The 13,462-nt window shown below is 66.1% G+C and carries 16 protein-coding genes; 7 read left to right on the top strand and 9 right to left on the bottom strand.

Annotation, left to right across the window (positions count from 1 at the left end; all coding sequences use genetic code 11):
- Positions 1 to 36 precede the first annotated feature (36 nt).
- The 3 genes from BKX93_RS04315 to tsaD form a co-directional block, all read right to left on the bottom strand.
- Positions 37 to 744 carry a substrate-binding periplasmic protein gene (locus BKX93_RS04315; protein ID WP_046166613.1) on the bottom strand — a complete coding sequence of 236 codons (708 nt, stop codon included), beginning with the start codon at positions 742 to 744 and terminating at the stop codon, positions 37 to 39.
- Positions 745 to 849: 105 nt separating this feature from the next.
- Positions 850 to 2,754: an ATP-binding cassette domain-containing protein gene (locus BKX93_RS04310; RefSeq protein ID WP_046156991.1), complete on the bottom strand. Its 1,905-nt coding sequence runs from the start codon at positions 2,752 to 2,754 to the stop codon at positions 850 to 852.
- Between the two features lie 44 nt (positions 2,755 to 2,798).
- Positions 2,799 to 3,824, bottom strand: a complete 1,026-nt coding sequence (gene tsaD, locus BKX93_RS04305) for a tRNA (adenosine(37)-N6)-threonylcarbamoyltransferase complex transferase subunit TsaD (protein ID WP_046156990.1) — start codon at positions 3,822 to 3,824, stop codon at positions 2,799 to 2,801.
- Positions 3,825 to 3,940: 116 nt separating this feature from the next.
- Between tsaD and BKX93_RS04300 the strand changes: the two genes are divergently transcribed.
- Positions 3,941 to 4,357, top strand: a complete 417-nt coding sequence (locus BKX93_RS04300; RefSeq protein ID WP_046156989.1) for an OsmC family protein — start codon at positions 3,941 to 3,943, stop codon at positions 4,355 to 4,357.
- A gap of 1 nt (position 4,358) precedes the next feature.
- Here BKX93_RS04300 and BKX93_RS04295 read toward each other — a convergent pair whose 3' ends face one another.
- Positions 4,359 to 4,874: a NuoB/complex I 20 kDa subunit family protein gene (locus BKX93_RS04295; RefSeq protein ID WP_070978862.1), complete on the bottom strand. Its 516-nt coding sequence runs from the start codon at positions 4,872 to 4,874 to the stop codon at positions 4,359 to 4,361.
- Positions 4,875 to 4,917: 43 nt separating this feature from the next.
- Entirely contained in the window at positions 4,918 to 5,820 is a 903-nt protein-coding gene (locus BKX93_RS04290; protein ID WP_186009489.1) for a helix-turn-helix domain-containing protein, read from the bottom strand.
- Between the two features lie 159 nt (positions 5,821 to 5,979).
- Between BKX93_RS04290 and BKX93_RS04285 the strand changes: the two genes are divergently transcribed.
- A complete protein-coding gene (locus BKX93_RS04285; RefSeq protein ID WP_046156986.1) occupies positions 5,980 to 7,509 on the top strand; it encodes a thioredoxin family protein in 1,530 nt (509 codons plus the stop codon).
- Between the two features lie 57 nt (positions 7,510 to 7,566).
- Here the strand turns inward: BKX93_RS04285 and BKX93_RS04280 are convergent, their stop codons facing one another.
- Positions 7,567 to 8,538, bottom strand: coding sequence for a helix-turn-helix transcriptional regulator (locus BKX93_RS04280; RefSeq protein ID WP_222103287.1), 972 nt, complete (start codon positions 8,536 to 8,538; stop codon positions 7,567 to 7,569).
- Here BKX93_RS04280 and BKX93_RS04275 point away from each other — a divergent pair.
- The 4 genes from BKX93_RS04275 to BKX93_RS04260 all read left to right on the top strand — a co-directional run bounded on the left by BKX93_RS04275 (position 8,527) and on the right by BKX93_RS04260 (position 10,757).
- A complete protein-coding gene (locus tag BKX93_RS04275) occupies positions 8,527 to 9,240 on the top strand; it encodes an SDR family oxidoreductase (RefSeq protein WP_046157009.1) in 714 nt (237 codons plus the stop codon). The two genes, BKX93_RS04280 and BKX93_RS04275, sit on opposite strands and share 12 nt — an antisense overlap.
- A gap of 197 nt (positions 9,241 to 9,437) precedes the next feature.
- Complete coding sequence (gene arfB / locus BKX93_RS04270) at positions 9,438 to 9,845, top strand: alternative ribosome rescue aminoacyl-tRNA hydrolase ArfB (RefSeq protein ID WP_070978859.1); 408 nt, start codon at positions 9,438 to 9,440, stop codon at positions 9,843 to 9,845.
- 88 nt (positions 9,846 to 9,933) lie between these two features.
- Positions 9,934 to 10,137 carry a hypothetical protein gene (locus BKX93_RS04265; protein ID WP_021476013.1) on the top strand — a complete coding sequence of 68 codons (204 nt, stop codon included), beginning with the start codon at positions 9,934 to 9,936 and terminating at the stop codon, positions 10,135 to 10,137.
- Complete coding sequence (locus tag BKX93_RS04260) at positions 10,134 to 10,757, top strand: 3'-5' exonuclease (RefSeq protein ID WP_046156985.1); 624 nt, start codon at positions 10,134 to 10,136, stop codon at positions 10,755 to 10,757. The genes BKX93_RS04265 and BKX93_RS04260 overlap by 4 nt, the downstream gene beginning before the upstream one ends.
- 43 nt (positions 10,758 to 10,800) lie before the next feature.
- Here BKX93_RS04260 and BKX93_RS04255 read toward each other — a convergent pair whose 3' ends face one another.
- On the bottom strand, positions 10,801 to 11,148 hold the full coding sequence (locus BKX93_RS04255; protein ID WP_046156984.1) for a hypothetical protein: 348 nt from the start codon (positions 11,146 to 11,148) through the stop codon (positions 10,801 to 10,803).
- Between the two features lie 213 nt (positions 11,149 to 11,361).
- On the opposite strand from BKX93_RS04255, the gene BKX93_RS04250 reads away from it, so the two are divergent.
- Positions 11,362 to 12,132: a class I SAM-dependent methyltransferase gene (locus tag BKX93_RS04250; RefSeq protein WP_046156983.1), complete on the top strand. Its 771-nt coding sequence runs from the start codon at positions 11,362 to 11,364 to the stop codon at positions 12,130 to 12,132.
- 6 nt (positions 12,133 to 12,138) lie between these two features.
- On the opposite strand, the gene kdsA is transcribed toward BKX93_RS04250, so the two are convergent.
- Together kdsA and BKX93_RS04240 are read right to left on the bottom strand one after the other, a co-directional pair.
- Positions 12,139 to 12,987: a 3-deoxy-8-phosphooctulonate synthase gene (gene kdsA, locus BKX93_RS04245; protein WP_046156982.1), complete on the bottom strand. Its 849-nt coding sequence runs from the start codon at positions 12,985 to 12,987 to the stop codon at positions 12,139 to 12,141.
- A gap of 99 nt (positions 12,988 to 13,086) precedes the next feature.
- Positions 13,087 to 13,437 (bottom strand): hypothetical protein, encoded by a 351-nt coding sequence (locus tag BKX93_RS04240; protein ID WP_046156981.1) that lies wholly within the window; start codon positions 13,435 to 13,437, stop codon positions 13,087 to 13,089.
- Positions 13,438 to 13,462: the final 25 nt, after the last annotated feature.

Below are 13,462 nucleotides of genomic sequence, written 5' to 3'. Positions count from 1 at the left end.
GCCTAATCTATCCAATGCCGCCTTCGGGCGGCATTTTCATTTGGGGCGGCAGCCTTGCAGCGCGTTGTTGAACTTGGGCAGGAATTGCGGGCCTTCGCGGTCGAGGAAGGCTTTGCCGAAGTAGAGGCCCATCGGCAGCGCTTCGGCCAACTCGCTGCGCAGCTCTGTCTGCAGCCCCAGGCGGGCGATCAGCGCGTCCACCGCGTAGCTGTTGCCCAGCACGGCGTCCACCCTGCGGGATTGCAGCATGCGCAGCAGTTGCTCGCTATTGCCCGGGGTGGCGCTCAGGCGATAGCCGTGATCGCGTAGCCAGATATCCATATTGGAGCCGCTGAAGGCGGCGATGCGCGCCAGGCGTTTGAATTCGGGGCTGGAAGGCGACAGCGGGTTGGCTTTAAGCAGATACCAGCGCCGCTCATAGGGTATCAGGGGGCCGGAGAGCGTCGCGTAACGGTCCCGCTCTTCGGATTGCGTGGCGGCGAAGAAACCATCGGATTGCAGATGCTGGACCTGCCATTGCGCGCGGGGCCAGGGCAGGAAGTCCAGGGTGTAGGGGCGCTGCATCTTTTTCAGCGCGCAATCGACGACCTGCACCGCCAGGCCGTCCGCCTGGCCGTTGTCACGAGTGAAAGAGAGGGGAGGCTGCAGATGGGTGGCGAGGCGGATGGGCTCTGCCGGAAAAACGCAGGGCGCGGCCAGCAGCAGGCTGGCCAGCAGAAGCTTGTGCGTGAGCGCATGCGGCATGGCGCGTTCCGGTTCGCGGGAGGTCCCGCTTCTTCTTAGCGTAAGAAGACGGCGGCGGAGATTACAAGTAATTTCTCTCGCCGCCATGATTCGTCGCAAGTGGCGCTAGTCGGCCTGGGCTAGCGCTTCCAGTTGTTCCTGCACGTCCATCCATTCCTCTTCGACGACTTCCAGCCGCCCCGCGACTTCGCCCTGGCGCCGCACGCTGTCGGCCAGTTTCTGCTTGTTGGCGTCGTCATAGGCGTCACTGGACGACAGGAAGGTTTCCAGCTGGCTCTTTTCCCGCGACAGCTTGTCCATTTCTTGCTCCAGCTTGGACAGGCGGCTCTGCAAGGGTTTGCGCTGCTTGGCCAGCTGTTGGCGCGCCTCGGCCTCTTGCCGTTTCTGCTCCTTGCGGTTGACTGTTTGCGCGTCGCCGTCCGATGGCTTGCCGTTTTCCGCCAGTTGGGCGAGGCGCCACTGGCGGTAGTCTTCCAGATCGCCGTCGAACGGCTGCACCTTGCCGCCGCTCACCAGCCAGAACACGTCGGTGGTGGACTCCAGCAGGCTGCGGTCGTGGGATACCACGATCAGCGCGCCGGTGAAGTCCTGCAGCGCCAGCGTCAGCGCGTGGCGCATCTCCAGATCCAGGTGGTTGGTCGGTTCGTCCAGCAGCAGCAGGTTGGGCTTTTGCCAGACTATCATCGCCAGCGCCAGGCGCGCTTTCTCGCCGCCGGACATCGGGCCGACGGGGTCGGTGGCGGCGTCGCCGCGGAAGTTGAAGCCGCCGAGGAAGCTGCGCAGCTCCAGCTCGCGCGTGGTCGGCGCCAGGCGCTGCATGTGCTGCAGCGGAGATTCGTCCGGCCGCAGCGTTTCCAGCGTGTGCTGGGCGAAGTAGCCTATCTTCAGCATCTGCGCGTTGATGCGCTCGCCGGTCTGCGGCGCCAGGTCGCTGGACAGCAGCTTCACCAGCGTCGATTTGCCGGCGCCGTTGACGCCCAAGAGGCCGATGCGCGCGCCGGCCTCCACCGACAGGCTGATGCCGGACAGTATGGTCTTGTCGCCGTAGCCGGCGCTGGCCTTGTCTAGCTTCAAGAGCGGGTTGGGCAGGTGCTCGGGGCTGTCGAAATGGAAATCGAACGGCGAAGCGGAGTGGGCCGGCGCGATCCGCTCCAGTTTTTCCAGCGCCTTGACGCGGCTTTGCGCCTGGCGCGCCTTGCTGGCCTTGGCCTTGAAGCGGGTGATGAACGATTCCAGGTGGGCGATCTGGCGCTGCTGCTTTTCGTACTCGCCCTGCTGGCGCGCCAGTTTCTCGGCGCGCATCACTTCGAACTGGCTGTAGTTGCCGGTGTACAGCGTCAGCGTCTGGTTGGCCACTTCCACCGTGTGGCTGCAGATGGCGTCAAGGAAATCGCGGTCGTGCGAGATCACCAGCAGCGTTCCCGGGTAGGCCTTCAGCCAGTCTTCCAGCCACAGCACCGTTTCCAGGTCCAGGTGGTTGGTCGGCTCGTCCAGCAGCAGCAGGTCGGAGCGGCACATCAGCGCCTGGGCCAGGTTCAGCCGCATGCGCCAGCCGCCGGAGAAGCTGGCCACCGGGCGCTGCTGGCCGGCTTCGTCGAAGCCCAGGCCGGTCAGCAGCTTGCCGGCGCGGGACGGGGCGGAGTAGGCGTCGATATGGGCCAGCTCGCCGTGCAGATGGCCGATGGCGTTGCCGTCGTGCTTGTCTTCCGCGATGGCCAGCTGGGCTTCCAGCGCGCGCAGCTCCTTGTCGCCGTCCAGCACGTAGTCGAGCGCGCTGCGCTCCAGCGCCGGCGTTTCCTGCGCCACGTGGGCGATGGTCCAGTTGGGCGGCAACAGCATGTCGCCGCCATCGGCGTGCAATTCGCCCAGCAGCATCGCGAACAGGCTGGACTTGCCCACGCCGTTGGCGCCGGTCAGGCCGGCCTTGTAGCCGGGGTTCAGCGTCAGGTTGGCGCCGATCAGCAGCTCTTTCAGGCCGCGGCGCAAGCTGAGGTTCTTCAGTTGGATCATATTCTTCTGGCCGCCCGCTTGTGCGGGCGGCGTATGAGTTCGGTTTAAACCGCCGGCAGGCTGGACAGGTCCCAGCGCGGCTTGATGGTGAAGCCGCCGGCCGGCTCGGCGAATTTGAGGCGCATGGCGCCGGCGAAGGCGATCATCGCGCCGTTGTCGGTGCACAGCGCCAAGGGCGGGTAGAACACCTCGAAACGCTTGCGCGCGGCCGCTTCGTCCAGCGCGGCGCGCAGCTGCTTGTTGGCGCCGACGCCGCCGGCCACCACCAGCCGCTTCATGCCGGCTTGCTTCATCGCGGCCAGCGATTTCCTAACCAGCACTTCGACGATGGCTTCCTGGAAGGCGCGGCAGATGTCCATCCGCGTCTGTTCGTCCAGTTCGCCCTGCGCGGACTCTTGCTGTCGCACCAGCGTCAGCACCGCGGTCTTCAGGCCGGAGAAGCTCATGTCAAGGTTGCCGGAGTGCAGCATCGGCCGCGGCAGGGTGAAGCGGTCCGGACTGCCGGATTCCGCCAGTCTGGACAGCAGCGGACCGCCGGGATAGGGCAGGCCGAGCAGTTTGGCGGTCTTGTCGAAGGCTTCGCCGGCGGCGTCGTCCACCGTTTCGCCGAGGATTTCGTAGTCGCCGACGCCGCGCACCGCCATCAACTGGGTGTGGCCGCCGGAAACCAGCAGCGCCAGGAAGGGGAACTCGGGCTTCGGATCTGCCAGCAGCGGAGACAGCAGGTGGCCTTCCAGATGGTGGACTGGGATCACCGGGATGTTCAGGCCGAAGGCCAGCGCGTTGGCCATGCTGGCGCCCACCATCAGCGCGCCGCCCAGGCCGGGGCCCTGGGTGTAGGCGACGGCGTCCAGATCGGCCAGCGTCTTGCCGGCGTCGGCCAGGCAGGCTTCGGTCAGCGGGATGGCGCGGCGGATGTGGTCGCGGCTGGCCAGCTCGGGCACCACGCCGCCGTACTCGGCGTGCATCGCCATCTGAGTGTGCAGCTGATGGGCCAACAGGCCTTGTCGGGTGTCGTACAGCGCGACTCCGGTTTCGTCGCAGGAGGATTCAATGCCAAGTACCAGCATGGGTGCAGCTCGGAATATAACGGGACAATCTTTCTATTCTACCGGTGAATCTTTGTCCGCCCAAATCGGCAGTGTTAGTCTGATGAACATTTTTGATCAAATAGGGGAGCGGGACGATGCAGGCGAGGCTGAAATGGGTGGACGGCGTGTGTTTCATGGGCGAGACCGGCAGCGGCCACGCGGTGGTGATGGATGGCGCGCCGGAGGGCGGCGGCCGCAACCTGGGGCCGCGGCCGATGGAGCTGGTGCTGCTGGGTACCGCCGGCTGCACCAGCTACGACGTGATCACCATCTTGAAAAAATCCCGCCAGGACGTGCGCGACTGCTGGGTGGAGATTGAGGCCGATCGCGCCGATGTCGATCCCAAGGTGTTCACCCGCATCCATTTCCACTTCGTGGTGCTTGGGCGCGACTTGAAGCCGGACGCGGTGGAGCGGGCGATCAAGCTGTCGGCGGAGAAATATTGCTCCGCGTCCATCATGCTGGCCAAAACCGCCGACATCACCCACGATTTCGAGCTGCGCGAGGATTGATTCAGCCAGGCTGCCTGCTTGTCGAACGGTCCAGCAGATCGCGCCGGCTGGCGGTGTCGTTGCGGCGTATCTTGGCCTGCAGCTGCATCAGGCCGTACAGCAGCGCCTCGGCGGTGGGCGGGCAGCCGGGCACGTAGATGTCCACCGGCACGATGCGGTCGCAGCCGCGCACCACGGAATAGCTGTAATGGTAATAGCCGCCGCCGTTGGCGCAGGAACCCATAGACAGCACGTAGCGCGGCTCCGACATCTGGTCGTAGACCTTGCGCATCGCCGGCGCCATCTTGTTGGTCAGCGTGCCGGCCACGATCATCAGGTCGGCCTGGCGCGGCGTGGCGCGCGGTATCCAGCCGAAGCGGTCCATGTCGTAGCGAGCCGCCGCCGCGTGCATCATCTCCACCGCGCAGCAGGCGAGGCCGAACGACAGATACCACAGGCTGCCGCTTTGGGCGCGGCCGAACAGGCCGTCGATGGTGGTGAGCAAAAAGCCGTCTTTTTCCAGCGAGGGGCTGTCCATCTGGGGTCTCCGGTGCGCAAGGCCTCCATGCTGCGCCTCTCCCTCAGAAGGCGTCTTGCACCGAGGCGACATCCGTCGCTTCGTCGGCCCGCATTTCCCGCAGATCGGCGTCCACGCTGTCCATCACCAGCTGTTTTTCGCGCGCGTCGTAGCGCAACAGGTCCAGTTCCCGGTTGCTTTGGCCATGGAGGCCCTGCGCGAATTCGCGCGGGGAGAAGCCTGACAGCAGTTTGAAGTCGCGGCTCAAATGGGCCTGATCGAAATAGCCGCAGTCCAGCGCCAGATCGGCCATAGAGCCGGCCTGGCCCAGGATCATCCCGCCCATCGCCCGCATGAAGCGCGCCATGCGGCGCATGTCGCGCAATGGCTGGCCGTAGCGGGCGAGGAAGCGGCGCTCGAATTGGCGCGTGCTCAGGCTGGATTGCTCCGCCAGCGTTCGAGAGTCGAGAAACAAGGAGGCGGCGGGCAGCCGCCAGTGGTCGAATCCTCCCGGCGGCTCCCGCCGCGCCAGCCTGCGCATGATCCAGGCGGACAGCGCCTCCACCCATTGCCCGGCCCCGTCGCCGGGACGCAGGCTGTCGAACAGCGCCTCTTCCTCCGCGCGGCCGATGAGCGCGTCCAGCGGCCAGATCTGGTCGGTCAATTCATGGCTGGCGATGCCGAACAGCGTTTGCAGCTGGCCGAGCCGCAGCGGCGCGCTGGCGAAAACGGCGCCGGCGGAAATGCGCAGGCTGATCGGACGCGACAGCGCGCCGACGGCGAAGCTGCGCGGGGACGCCATGCGTTCGCCGCCGCGCTCCGCGCAGCTGTCGCCGCTCAGCAAGACGCCGAGGTAGGGGAAGGGCATGGCGGGCATCCGGAGCACGCCGCCGTCGGCATGCTCGATGTGGAAGTAGCGGACGATGCCGCTCAGCGATAGCGGCGGCGGCAGGATCAGGCGGCTCATGGCCATCGATGATAGGCGAGTAATGCCGGCAATGCCATTGGTATTGAGAGTGGGCTTTTGCCGCGCCGCTGCTAAGCAAATCGCCAGTCCGTCTTTATGCCTTGTGAATATTGGGTGTAGCATGGTGCCATGCATACAAAGACAGAAAGAGGCAGAGACATGAAGCGAACCTTGTTGGTGATGGCGCTGGCGCTGGCCGGTTTGATGCCGGTCGCGCATGCCGATGTCAGCGACGGCCATGCCTTGCCGCCTGGCATCAGCTGGCAGCAGGGCGACGTGCCGGCGGCGTTCGCGCGCGCGCAGGCGGAGAACAAGCCGGTGTTCCTGTATTGGGGCGCGGTGTGGTGCCCGCCGTGCAACCAGGTGAAGTCCACCATCTTCAACCGTCCGGACTTCATCGCCGCCACCCGCCAGTTCGTGCCGGTGTACCTGGACGGCGACAGCGAGAACGCGCAGCAGCTGGGCGAGAAATTCAAGGTGCGCGGCTACCCGACCATGATCCTGTTCCGCCCGGACGGCGCGGAGATCACCCGTCTGCCGGGCGAGGTGGATCCGGAGCGCTACCTGCGCACGCTGCAACTGGGCCTGACGACGGTGAAACCGGTGAAGACGCTGCTGTCCGACGCTTTGGCCGGCAACAAGCTGGCGGCGGCTGACTGGCAGCTGCTGGCCGATTACGCCTGGGATGTGGACCGCGGCCAGTTGCTGCCGGAGAAAGATGTTCCCGCCACGCTGGAGAAGCTGGCTGAGCGGGTGCCGGCCGAACCGGCCGCGGTCGCGACCCGGCTGCAGTTGAAAGCATTGGCCGCGTTGGCCGGAGAAAAAGAGCCTCCGGCCTTCGACCGAAACCAGGCGCGCGGCCGCCTGCTGCAGGTTCTGGGCGATGACAGGCTGAGTCGCGCGAACGCCGACATCGTCATCTATTCCGCCGGCGACGCGCTGAAGCTGCTGGGCGACGACGCGACGCTGCGCGAGGCCTTCGACGCGCAGTTGAAGAAGCTGGAAGCGGACGGCACGCTGTACTGGGGCGATCGTCTGGGCGCGGCATCGACCTTGCTGGCGTTGTACAAGCAGCAGCACCCCAAGCAGCCGCTGCCGGCCGAGCGGGTGGCCGACGTGAGAGCCAGGGCGGCGGAAGCGGACAAAGCCAGCCCTAACCCCTATCAGCGCCAGGCAGTGATCACCGCCGCCGGCGAGTTGCTGGCGGACGCCGGCCTGTTGGACGAGTCGGACAAGCTGCTGAAGGGAGAGCTGAAAACCTCGCATGCGCCGTACTACCACATGCTGATTCTGGCTTCCAACGCCAAGGAGCGCGGCGACAAGGCGGCGGCGCTGGATTGGTACCAGAAGGCCTATCAGGCGTCGGAAGGGCAGGCCACCCGGCTGCAATGGGGCGCAAGCTATGTCAGCAACGCGGTGGAGCTGGAGCCGCAGGACGCGGGCCGGATCGAGGCCGCGGCGAGCGAGGTGTTCACCGATGCCGGCAAGTCGGGCAGCGCTTTCTATGAACGCAGCCGCCGCTCGCTGGAGAAGGTGGCCGGGAAGCTCAAAGCCTGGAATCAGGATGGCAAGCACGCGGAGGCCGTCGGCCGCCTGGCGGGCCAGCTGGACGGCGTGTGCGGGAAACTGCCGGCCGACGACGCGCAGAAGCCGGTGTGCGACGGGCTGGTGAAAAATCTGAAGTCCTAGCGGTTCCGCCTGCTCGAAATCAGCCCGCCCGTCTGTCCGGCGCGGCGGGTTTTCTTTTCAGCCGGACAGCAGCGCGGCCAGTTTGGCGGCGCTGTCGTCATCCGCCAGCGGGGTGTAGAGAGTGAGCCGCCGCTCCGAACCATCCTGCAGCGCGAAGCTGCTGTATTCGAAGCTCATGCGGCCTTGCCGCGGATGATTCAGCAGCTTGATCCCGGACAGCGGCTCCAGCACTTCGCGCCGGGGCCACCAGGCGCGGAATTCTGCGCTGTCGCGGTTCAGCGAGGCGAGCAGCTGTTCGAAAGCCGGATTGCCGGCATGGCGGCCGTAGTCGGAGCGGAACATCGCCAGCGCGGCGCGCGCCAGATCGTCCCATTCCGCCAGCAAAGCCCGGTGCGCCGGATTGGCGAACACCATGCGCAGCAGATTCCTGTCCTCGTGCGGCAGCAGGGCATAGTCGCCGAACAGCGCCGCCGCGGCGCGGTTCCACGCCAGGATGTCCCAGCGCCGGCCGGTGATGTAGGCCGGCTGATCGCGCAGATTGTCCAGCATGCGCAGCAGCGAGGCTTCGATATGGTTGCCCGGCGCGACGGCGTCCGGCGCTTGCCGGCCGGCCAGCGCGAACAGGTGGCGCCGCTCGGCTCCGTCCAGGCGCAAGGCCCCGGCCAGCGCCGACAGCACGCCGCTGGAGGCTTGCACGTCGCGCCCCTGTTCCAGCCAGGTGTACCAGGCGGTGCCGATGTCGGCCAGCATCGCCACCTCTTCGCGGCGCAGTCCCGGCGTTCGGCGGCGCATGCCTGGCGGCAGGCCGGCCGCGGCAGGGCTCAGGCTTTCGCGGCGCGAGCGCAGAAAGGCGCCCAGTTCTGCCAGGCGTATGGTTTCGGTGTGGTCGGCGCGGTTCATGGTAGTGACGATACCAGGATAATCCCGCAACTGTTTGTCATTTGTCGTATGGCCGATGATGAGTTCGAAACCCAAGGCGGACAGCCGTTCGCCCGGTTCATCGCCAAGGAGCTCGTCATGACGCAACATGTTCTGATCATAGGAGGTTCGGCCGGCATAGGGCTGGCCAGCGCCAAGCTGTTGTTGGATAGGGATTATCGGGTGACCATCGCCGGGCGCGACGCCGGCCGGCTGGAGGCGGCCAGGGCGCGGCTGGATGGCCTGGTCGCCGCGCTGGCCATGGACGCGTCGGACGTTTCGGCGCTGCCGGACGCTTTCCGCCGCTGCGGGCCGATCGACCATCTGGTGCTGGCGATGGGCAGCAACAAGGGCGGCGGCGCGTTCGCTGAGGCTGATCTGAACCAAGTGAAGTCAGGGTTCGAGGAGAAGGTCTACCCGCATTTCGCCTGCGCCCAGGCCGCGCTGCCGCATCTGGCGAAAAACGGCAGCATCACCTTTCTGTCCGCCGTGTCGGCGCAGGCCGCCTTGCGCGGCACCGCGGGCCTGGCCGCGGCCAACGCCGCCGTCGCCGCGCTGGCGCCGGTGCTGGCGTCCGAATTGCGGCCGCTGCGGGTGAACGCGGTGTCGCCCGGGGTCGTGGATACCGAGTGGTGGAATTTCCTGCCGGCCGAGAGCCGGGCGGACCTGTTCGCCGGTTTCGCCGCAGCCACGCCGGTCGGCCGCATCGGCAGGGCCGAGGACATCGCCGATGCGGTGGCGTTCCTGATCGGCAATGGCTTCATGACAGGGCAGACGCTGATCTGCGACGGCGGCATCCGGCTCGGCGCGTAAGAGCCTGTTTATGATCTGCTGCGCGTTGCGAGGTGCGGCACGGTGAGTATGGCTTCAGGATGCTCATGCGCCATTTGCGCATTCCGCTTCCTCGCTGTGGCTCGCGAGATCGTAAACAGGTGCTGGAGCAAACAAACCGCGCGGGCTATAGGGTCCGCGCGGTTTATAATGCGTGTTTAGCAATGATTGTTTCCGCCATGGCGCCATCCCTGTATCTGGTCAAAGAGGACGAGGTGACGTTCACCGCGATGCGCGCCCAAGGCGCCGGCGGCCAGAACGTCAACAAGGTCTCGTCCGCCGTTCACCTGCGTTTCGACATCGCCGCTTCCTCGCTGCCGGAATGGCTGCGCGAAAGGCTGTTGGGCCTGAACGACCAGCGGCTGAGCAAGGATGGCGTGCTGGTGATCAAGGCGCAGCAGTATCGCACCCAGGAGCAGAACCGCGCCGACGCGTTGCAGAGGCTGCAGGCCTTGATAGACGGCGCCGGCCACACGCCGAAGGCGCGCCGCGCCACCAAGCCGACCTATGGCTCGAAGCAGCGCCGGCTGGCCGGCAAGTCGCAGCGCGCGGCGATCAAATCCCTGCGCGGCCGGGTCGATGATTAGCGTAAGCCGAGCCTCGCGCGCTTGCGCGCCGCCGTAAGCCGGGTACAATGCCCGGCTCGATAATATATTGAATCGCAAGGAAATCCCGATGTCGAAGAAGCCGCAGGAAAAACTGGACGAGGAAACGCTGGCGTTGCTGGCCTGGTGCGCGGAAGTGGAGACTCATCTGGTCGCCGCTGGCGCGACCGAGGCCGAGGCTCAGGAACACATCGAAGAGCAGGCCGAATGGTATACCGACCAGTTCTTCGACGGTCTGACGCCGGAAGAGGCGGCCAAGGCCGCTCTGGCATGAGGCAGCGCGTCGCCGTCATCGACTTCGAAACCAACGGCGCGTCGCCGGGCCGCGACTGCCGCGCCACCGAGATCGGCGTGGCGATGGTGGAGGATGGCCGCGTGGTCGACCGCTTCCAGAGCCTGATGAACGCGGGCGTCTGGGTGCCGCCGATGATAGAGCGGCTGACCGGCATCAGCAACGCGATGCTGAAAACCGCGCCGCCGGCGGATCAGGTGATGCGCGACGCGGCCCGTTTTGTCGGCGATGCGCCGCTGGCGGCGCACAACGCCAGCTTCGACCGCAAGTTCTGGGACTACGAGCTGGGTTTGCTCGGACTGGCTCGCCGCCAGGATTTCGCCTGCACCTTGATGCTGTCGCGCCGCTTGCTGCCGCAGGCGCCGGACCACAAGCTGGGCACGCTGGCGCGCTGGGCCAGCCTGCCGGACACCGGCCGCGCCCACCGCGCGATGGCGGATGCTGAAATGGCGGCCCACTTGATGGCGCTGCTGAGCGATACGCTGCGGCAGCAGTTCCACCTGGCGGACATCGATCATGCCTTGCTGTGCAAGCTGCAGAAAGTGACCGCCGCCAAGGTCAAACCCTATTTGCGGGAATTGCAGGCCGCGACGACGGCGTGAAAAAGCGGAAGCCTTGAGCTTCCGCTTGTCGTTTATGGCCAGCTTACTTTTCCTGCGGCGTGATGACCTGCACCACATAGGCGTAAGGGCCGTTGGGCGGGCGTTCCGCGATGTAGGCGCAATACCAGTTGGAGCCCCAGGGCAGGCCGCTGTCCCATGGCGTGTTCTGGGCGTCGTCCCAAGTCCATTTCTTGGTCTTGTCCTGCGGGTTGGACGGGAAGCTGGTTCCATCGTAAACATGGATCTGGCCCTGCTGCGCGCGGAACGGCGCGGTGCTGCTCCATCTGAGCCAGAGGTTGCCGTGTTGTTGGAACGCGGTCAGCGTCCAGGCGTAGCTTTTGGTTGCTGTTGCTTCCGCGATGGCGGCCTGGGTTTCGGTGGCAGTGGTCATATGCCCTCCGGGGATGTTTGGGGAGGTGGGGGCGGCCGGGATGAGTCTTCGGATCGCCGGATGGACGATGTGGATGCGAGCCAGGCGAGTGTCGTCGGCAGGGTATGGGGCCGCCCTGGTCCATATTAGCTAGTAAGGGCCGGCTTAAAAATGCGCACCAATACTGTTTCTGTTGAAATAATTTCGCGGAGCGCTGTAAAGCGTCGGAGGAATATGGATACATTGCATGGACAAGCCAAGACGGGATTCGCCCGGGAGGCGCAGGCCTACGAGCGAGGCCGGCCCGAATACGCGCCGGAACTGGCCGACTGGCTGAGGCGCGAATTGGGTTTGAGGCCGGATTCGGCCGCGCTGGATCTGGGCGCGGGCACCGGCAAGTTCACCCGCCTGCTGGCGATGGTGGCTGGCGAGGCGGCGGCGGTGGAGCCGGTGGATGAGATGCGGGCGCAGTTGCAGGCGCGCCTGCCGGGGCTGCTGGCGTTGAAGGGCGCCGCGGAGGAGATTCCGCTGCCTGACGCGTCGATGGACGTTGTGGTGTGCGCGCAGGCGTTCCATTGGTTCGCCAATGAGGATGCGCTGCGGGAAATCCACCGGGTGCTGAAGCCGGGCGGCAGCCTGGGGCTGATCTGGAATGTGCGCGACGAGTCCTGCGATTGGGTGGCGCGAATCAGCGATCTGCTGGCGCCGTACGAGGGCGACACGCCGCGCTTCCACTCCGGCGCGTGGCGCCTGCCGTTTGAAACGACCAGCTATTTCGCCGCGCCGGCCTTGACCATGCTGCCGCACAGTCATGTCGGCCCGCCGGAGCGCGTGATCATCGACCGTTTCTTGTCGGTCAGCTTCATCGCGGCGTTGCCGGACGACGAAAAACGGCGCTTCGCCGAAGCGTTGCGCCGTCTGATCGCCACCCATCCCGACTTGAGCGGCAGGGGCGGGGTGGCCTTCCCTTACCGCACCGAGGCGTATCGCTGCGCCCGGCTGTAAGGCTATTTAGCCGATCTGCAGCGGCGGAAAGGACTTGACCAGATCGTCGATGGCCTTGACCTGGGCCAGGAAGGGCTCCAGTTGCGCCAGCGGCAGCGCGCTGGGGCCGTCGCACTTGGCTTCGGCCGGATTCGGATGGGCCTCCAGGAACAGGCCGGCGATGCCGACCGCCATGCCGGCGCGGGCCAGTTCCGCCACCTGGGCGCGGCGGCCGCCGGACGCGGCGGCGCCGGACTCGCGCTGTTGCAGCGAGTGGGTGACGTCGAAGATCACCGGGCGGTTGCCGCTGACTTTCTTCATCACGCCGAAGCCCAGCATGTCCACCACCAGGTTGTCGTAGCCGAGGCAGGTGCCGCGGTCGCACAGGATCAGTTGCTCGTTGCCGGCTTCGGCGAACTTCTCCACCACGTTCTGGATCTGCGCCGGGCTCATGAACTGCGGCTTCTTGATGTTGACGGCGCGGCCGGTCTTGGCCAGCGCTTCCACCAGGTCGGTCTGGCGGGCGAGGAAGGCCGGCAGCTGCACCACATCGGCCACTTCGGCCACCGGGGCAGCCTGCCACGGCTCATGCACGTCGGTGATCACCGGCACGCCGAAGGTGTCTTTCACCGCTTGCAGGATCTTCATGCCTTCCTCCAGGCCCGGGCCGCGGTAGGAGTGGATGGACGAGCGGTTGGCCTTGTCGAAGCTGCCCTTGAACACGTAGGGAATGCCCAGCTTCTGCGTGACGCGGACGTATTCCTCGGCGGCGCGCAGCGCCAGGTCGCGGGATTCCAGCACATTGACGCCGCCGAACAGCGTGAACGGCGCTTCGTTGCCTACGGTGACGGATGGGGAAAGAGTGACGTTGATCAAGGGATTCTTCCTGTGTTCGTGCGCGGCCGCAGGCAAGGCGCGGCCGATTGGGCAAAGCGACATGATATACCCGCGGCGCGGCGCGGGCCATCCTGGCGCTCAGGCGCCGCCTTGCGCCACCGCTTCGGGGACCGCGTCGCGCGAGCGGACGCAGGCGTCCGCCGAGTCGGCCGCGCCGGTTTTTTTCAGGCCTGCGCACCATTTCTTTTTCAACTGCAGATTGATCGCGCAGGTATTGGCGGAGGGCTTGGCCGGATCGACCTGATGCGCTTTCGCGGTTGAAAAAATGCAGGACTGCATCTTGGGGCTTTCGATCTCGTCGGTTTCATAGCGCTGCTGGCAGATGGCGATGGCCCAGTGCAGCGGCTCGCCCGGCGCGTTGGCGGGACAGGCGGCGAGGGCTGGCAGGCTGGCCGATGCCAGGGCGAGGAAGGAGAGAAGGCGGCGCATGGTGTGTTTCCCGGCGGGGGGCGGA

This window comes from Chromobacterium vaccinii (assembly GCF_001855275.1).
GTDB lineage: Bacteria > Pseudomonadota > Gammaproteobacteria > Burkholderiales > Chromobacteriaceae > Chromobacterium > Chromobacterium vaccinii.
This window is presented reverse-complemented; position numbering and strand designations above follow the sequence as displayed.

Coding starts and splice junctions, on each gene's coding strand:
- BKX93_RS04315 (WP_046166613.1), bottom strand. CDS start 744: ATGCCGCATGCGCTCACGCACAAGCTTCTGCTGGCCAGCCTGCTGCTG.
- BKX93_RS04310 (WP_046156991.1), bottom strand. CDS start 2,754: ATGATCCAACTGAAGAACCTCAGCTTGCGCCGCGGCCTGAAAGAGCTG.
- tsaD (WP_046156990.1), bottom strand. CDS start 3,824: ATGCTGGTACTTGGCATTGAATCCTCCTGCGACGAAACCGGAGTCGCG.
- BKX93_RS04300 (WP_046156989.1), top strand. CDS start 3,941: ATGCAGGCGAGGCTGAAATGGGTGGACGGCGTGTGTTTCATGGGCGAG.
- BKX93_RS04295 (WP_070978862.1), bottom strand. CDS start 4,874: ATGGACAGCCCCTCGCTGGAAAAAGACGGCTTTTTGCTCACCACCATC.
- BKX93_RS04290 (WP_186009489.1), bottom strand. CDS start 5,820: ATGAGCCGCCTGATCCTGCCGCCGCCGCTATCGCTGAGCGGCATCGTC.
- BKX93_RS04285 (WP_046156986.1), top strand. CDS start 5,980: ATGAAGCGAACCTTGTTGGTGATGGCGCTGGCGCTGGCCGGTTTGATG.
- BKX93_RS04275 (WP_046157009.1), top strand. CDS start 8,527: ATGACGCAACATGTTCTGATCATAGGAGGTTCGGCCGGCATAGGGCTG.
- BKX93_RS04280 (WP_222103287.1), bottom strand. CDS start 8,538: ATGTTGCGTCATGACGAGCTCCTTGGCGATGAACCGGGCGAACGGCTG.
- arfB (WP_070978859.1), top strand. CDS start 9,438: ATGGCGCCATCCCTGTATCTGGTCAAAGAGGACGAGGTGACGTTCACC.
- BKX93_RS04265 (WP_021476013.1), top strand. CDS start 9,934: ATGTCGAAGAAGCCGCAGGAAAAACTGGACGAGGAAACGCTGGCGTTG.
- BKX93_RS04260 (WP_046156985.1), top strand. CDS start 10,134: ATGAGGCAGCGCGTCGCCGTCATCGACTTCGAAACCAACGGCGCGTCG.
- BKX93_RS04255 (WP_046156984.1), bottom strand. CDS start 11,148: ATGACCACTGCCACCGAAACCCAGGCCGCCATCGCGGAAGCAACAGCA.
- BKX93_RS04250 (WP_046156983.1), top strand. CDS start 11,362: ATGGATACATTGCATGGACAAGCCAAGACGGGATTCGCCCGGGAGGCG.
- BKX93_RS04240 (WP_046156981.1), bottom strand. CDS start 13,437: ATGCGCCGCCTTCTCTCCTTCCTCGCCCTGGCATCGGCCAGCCTGCCA.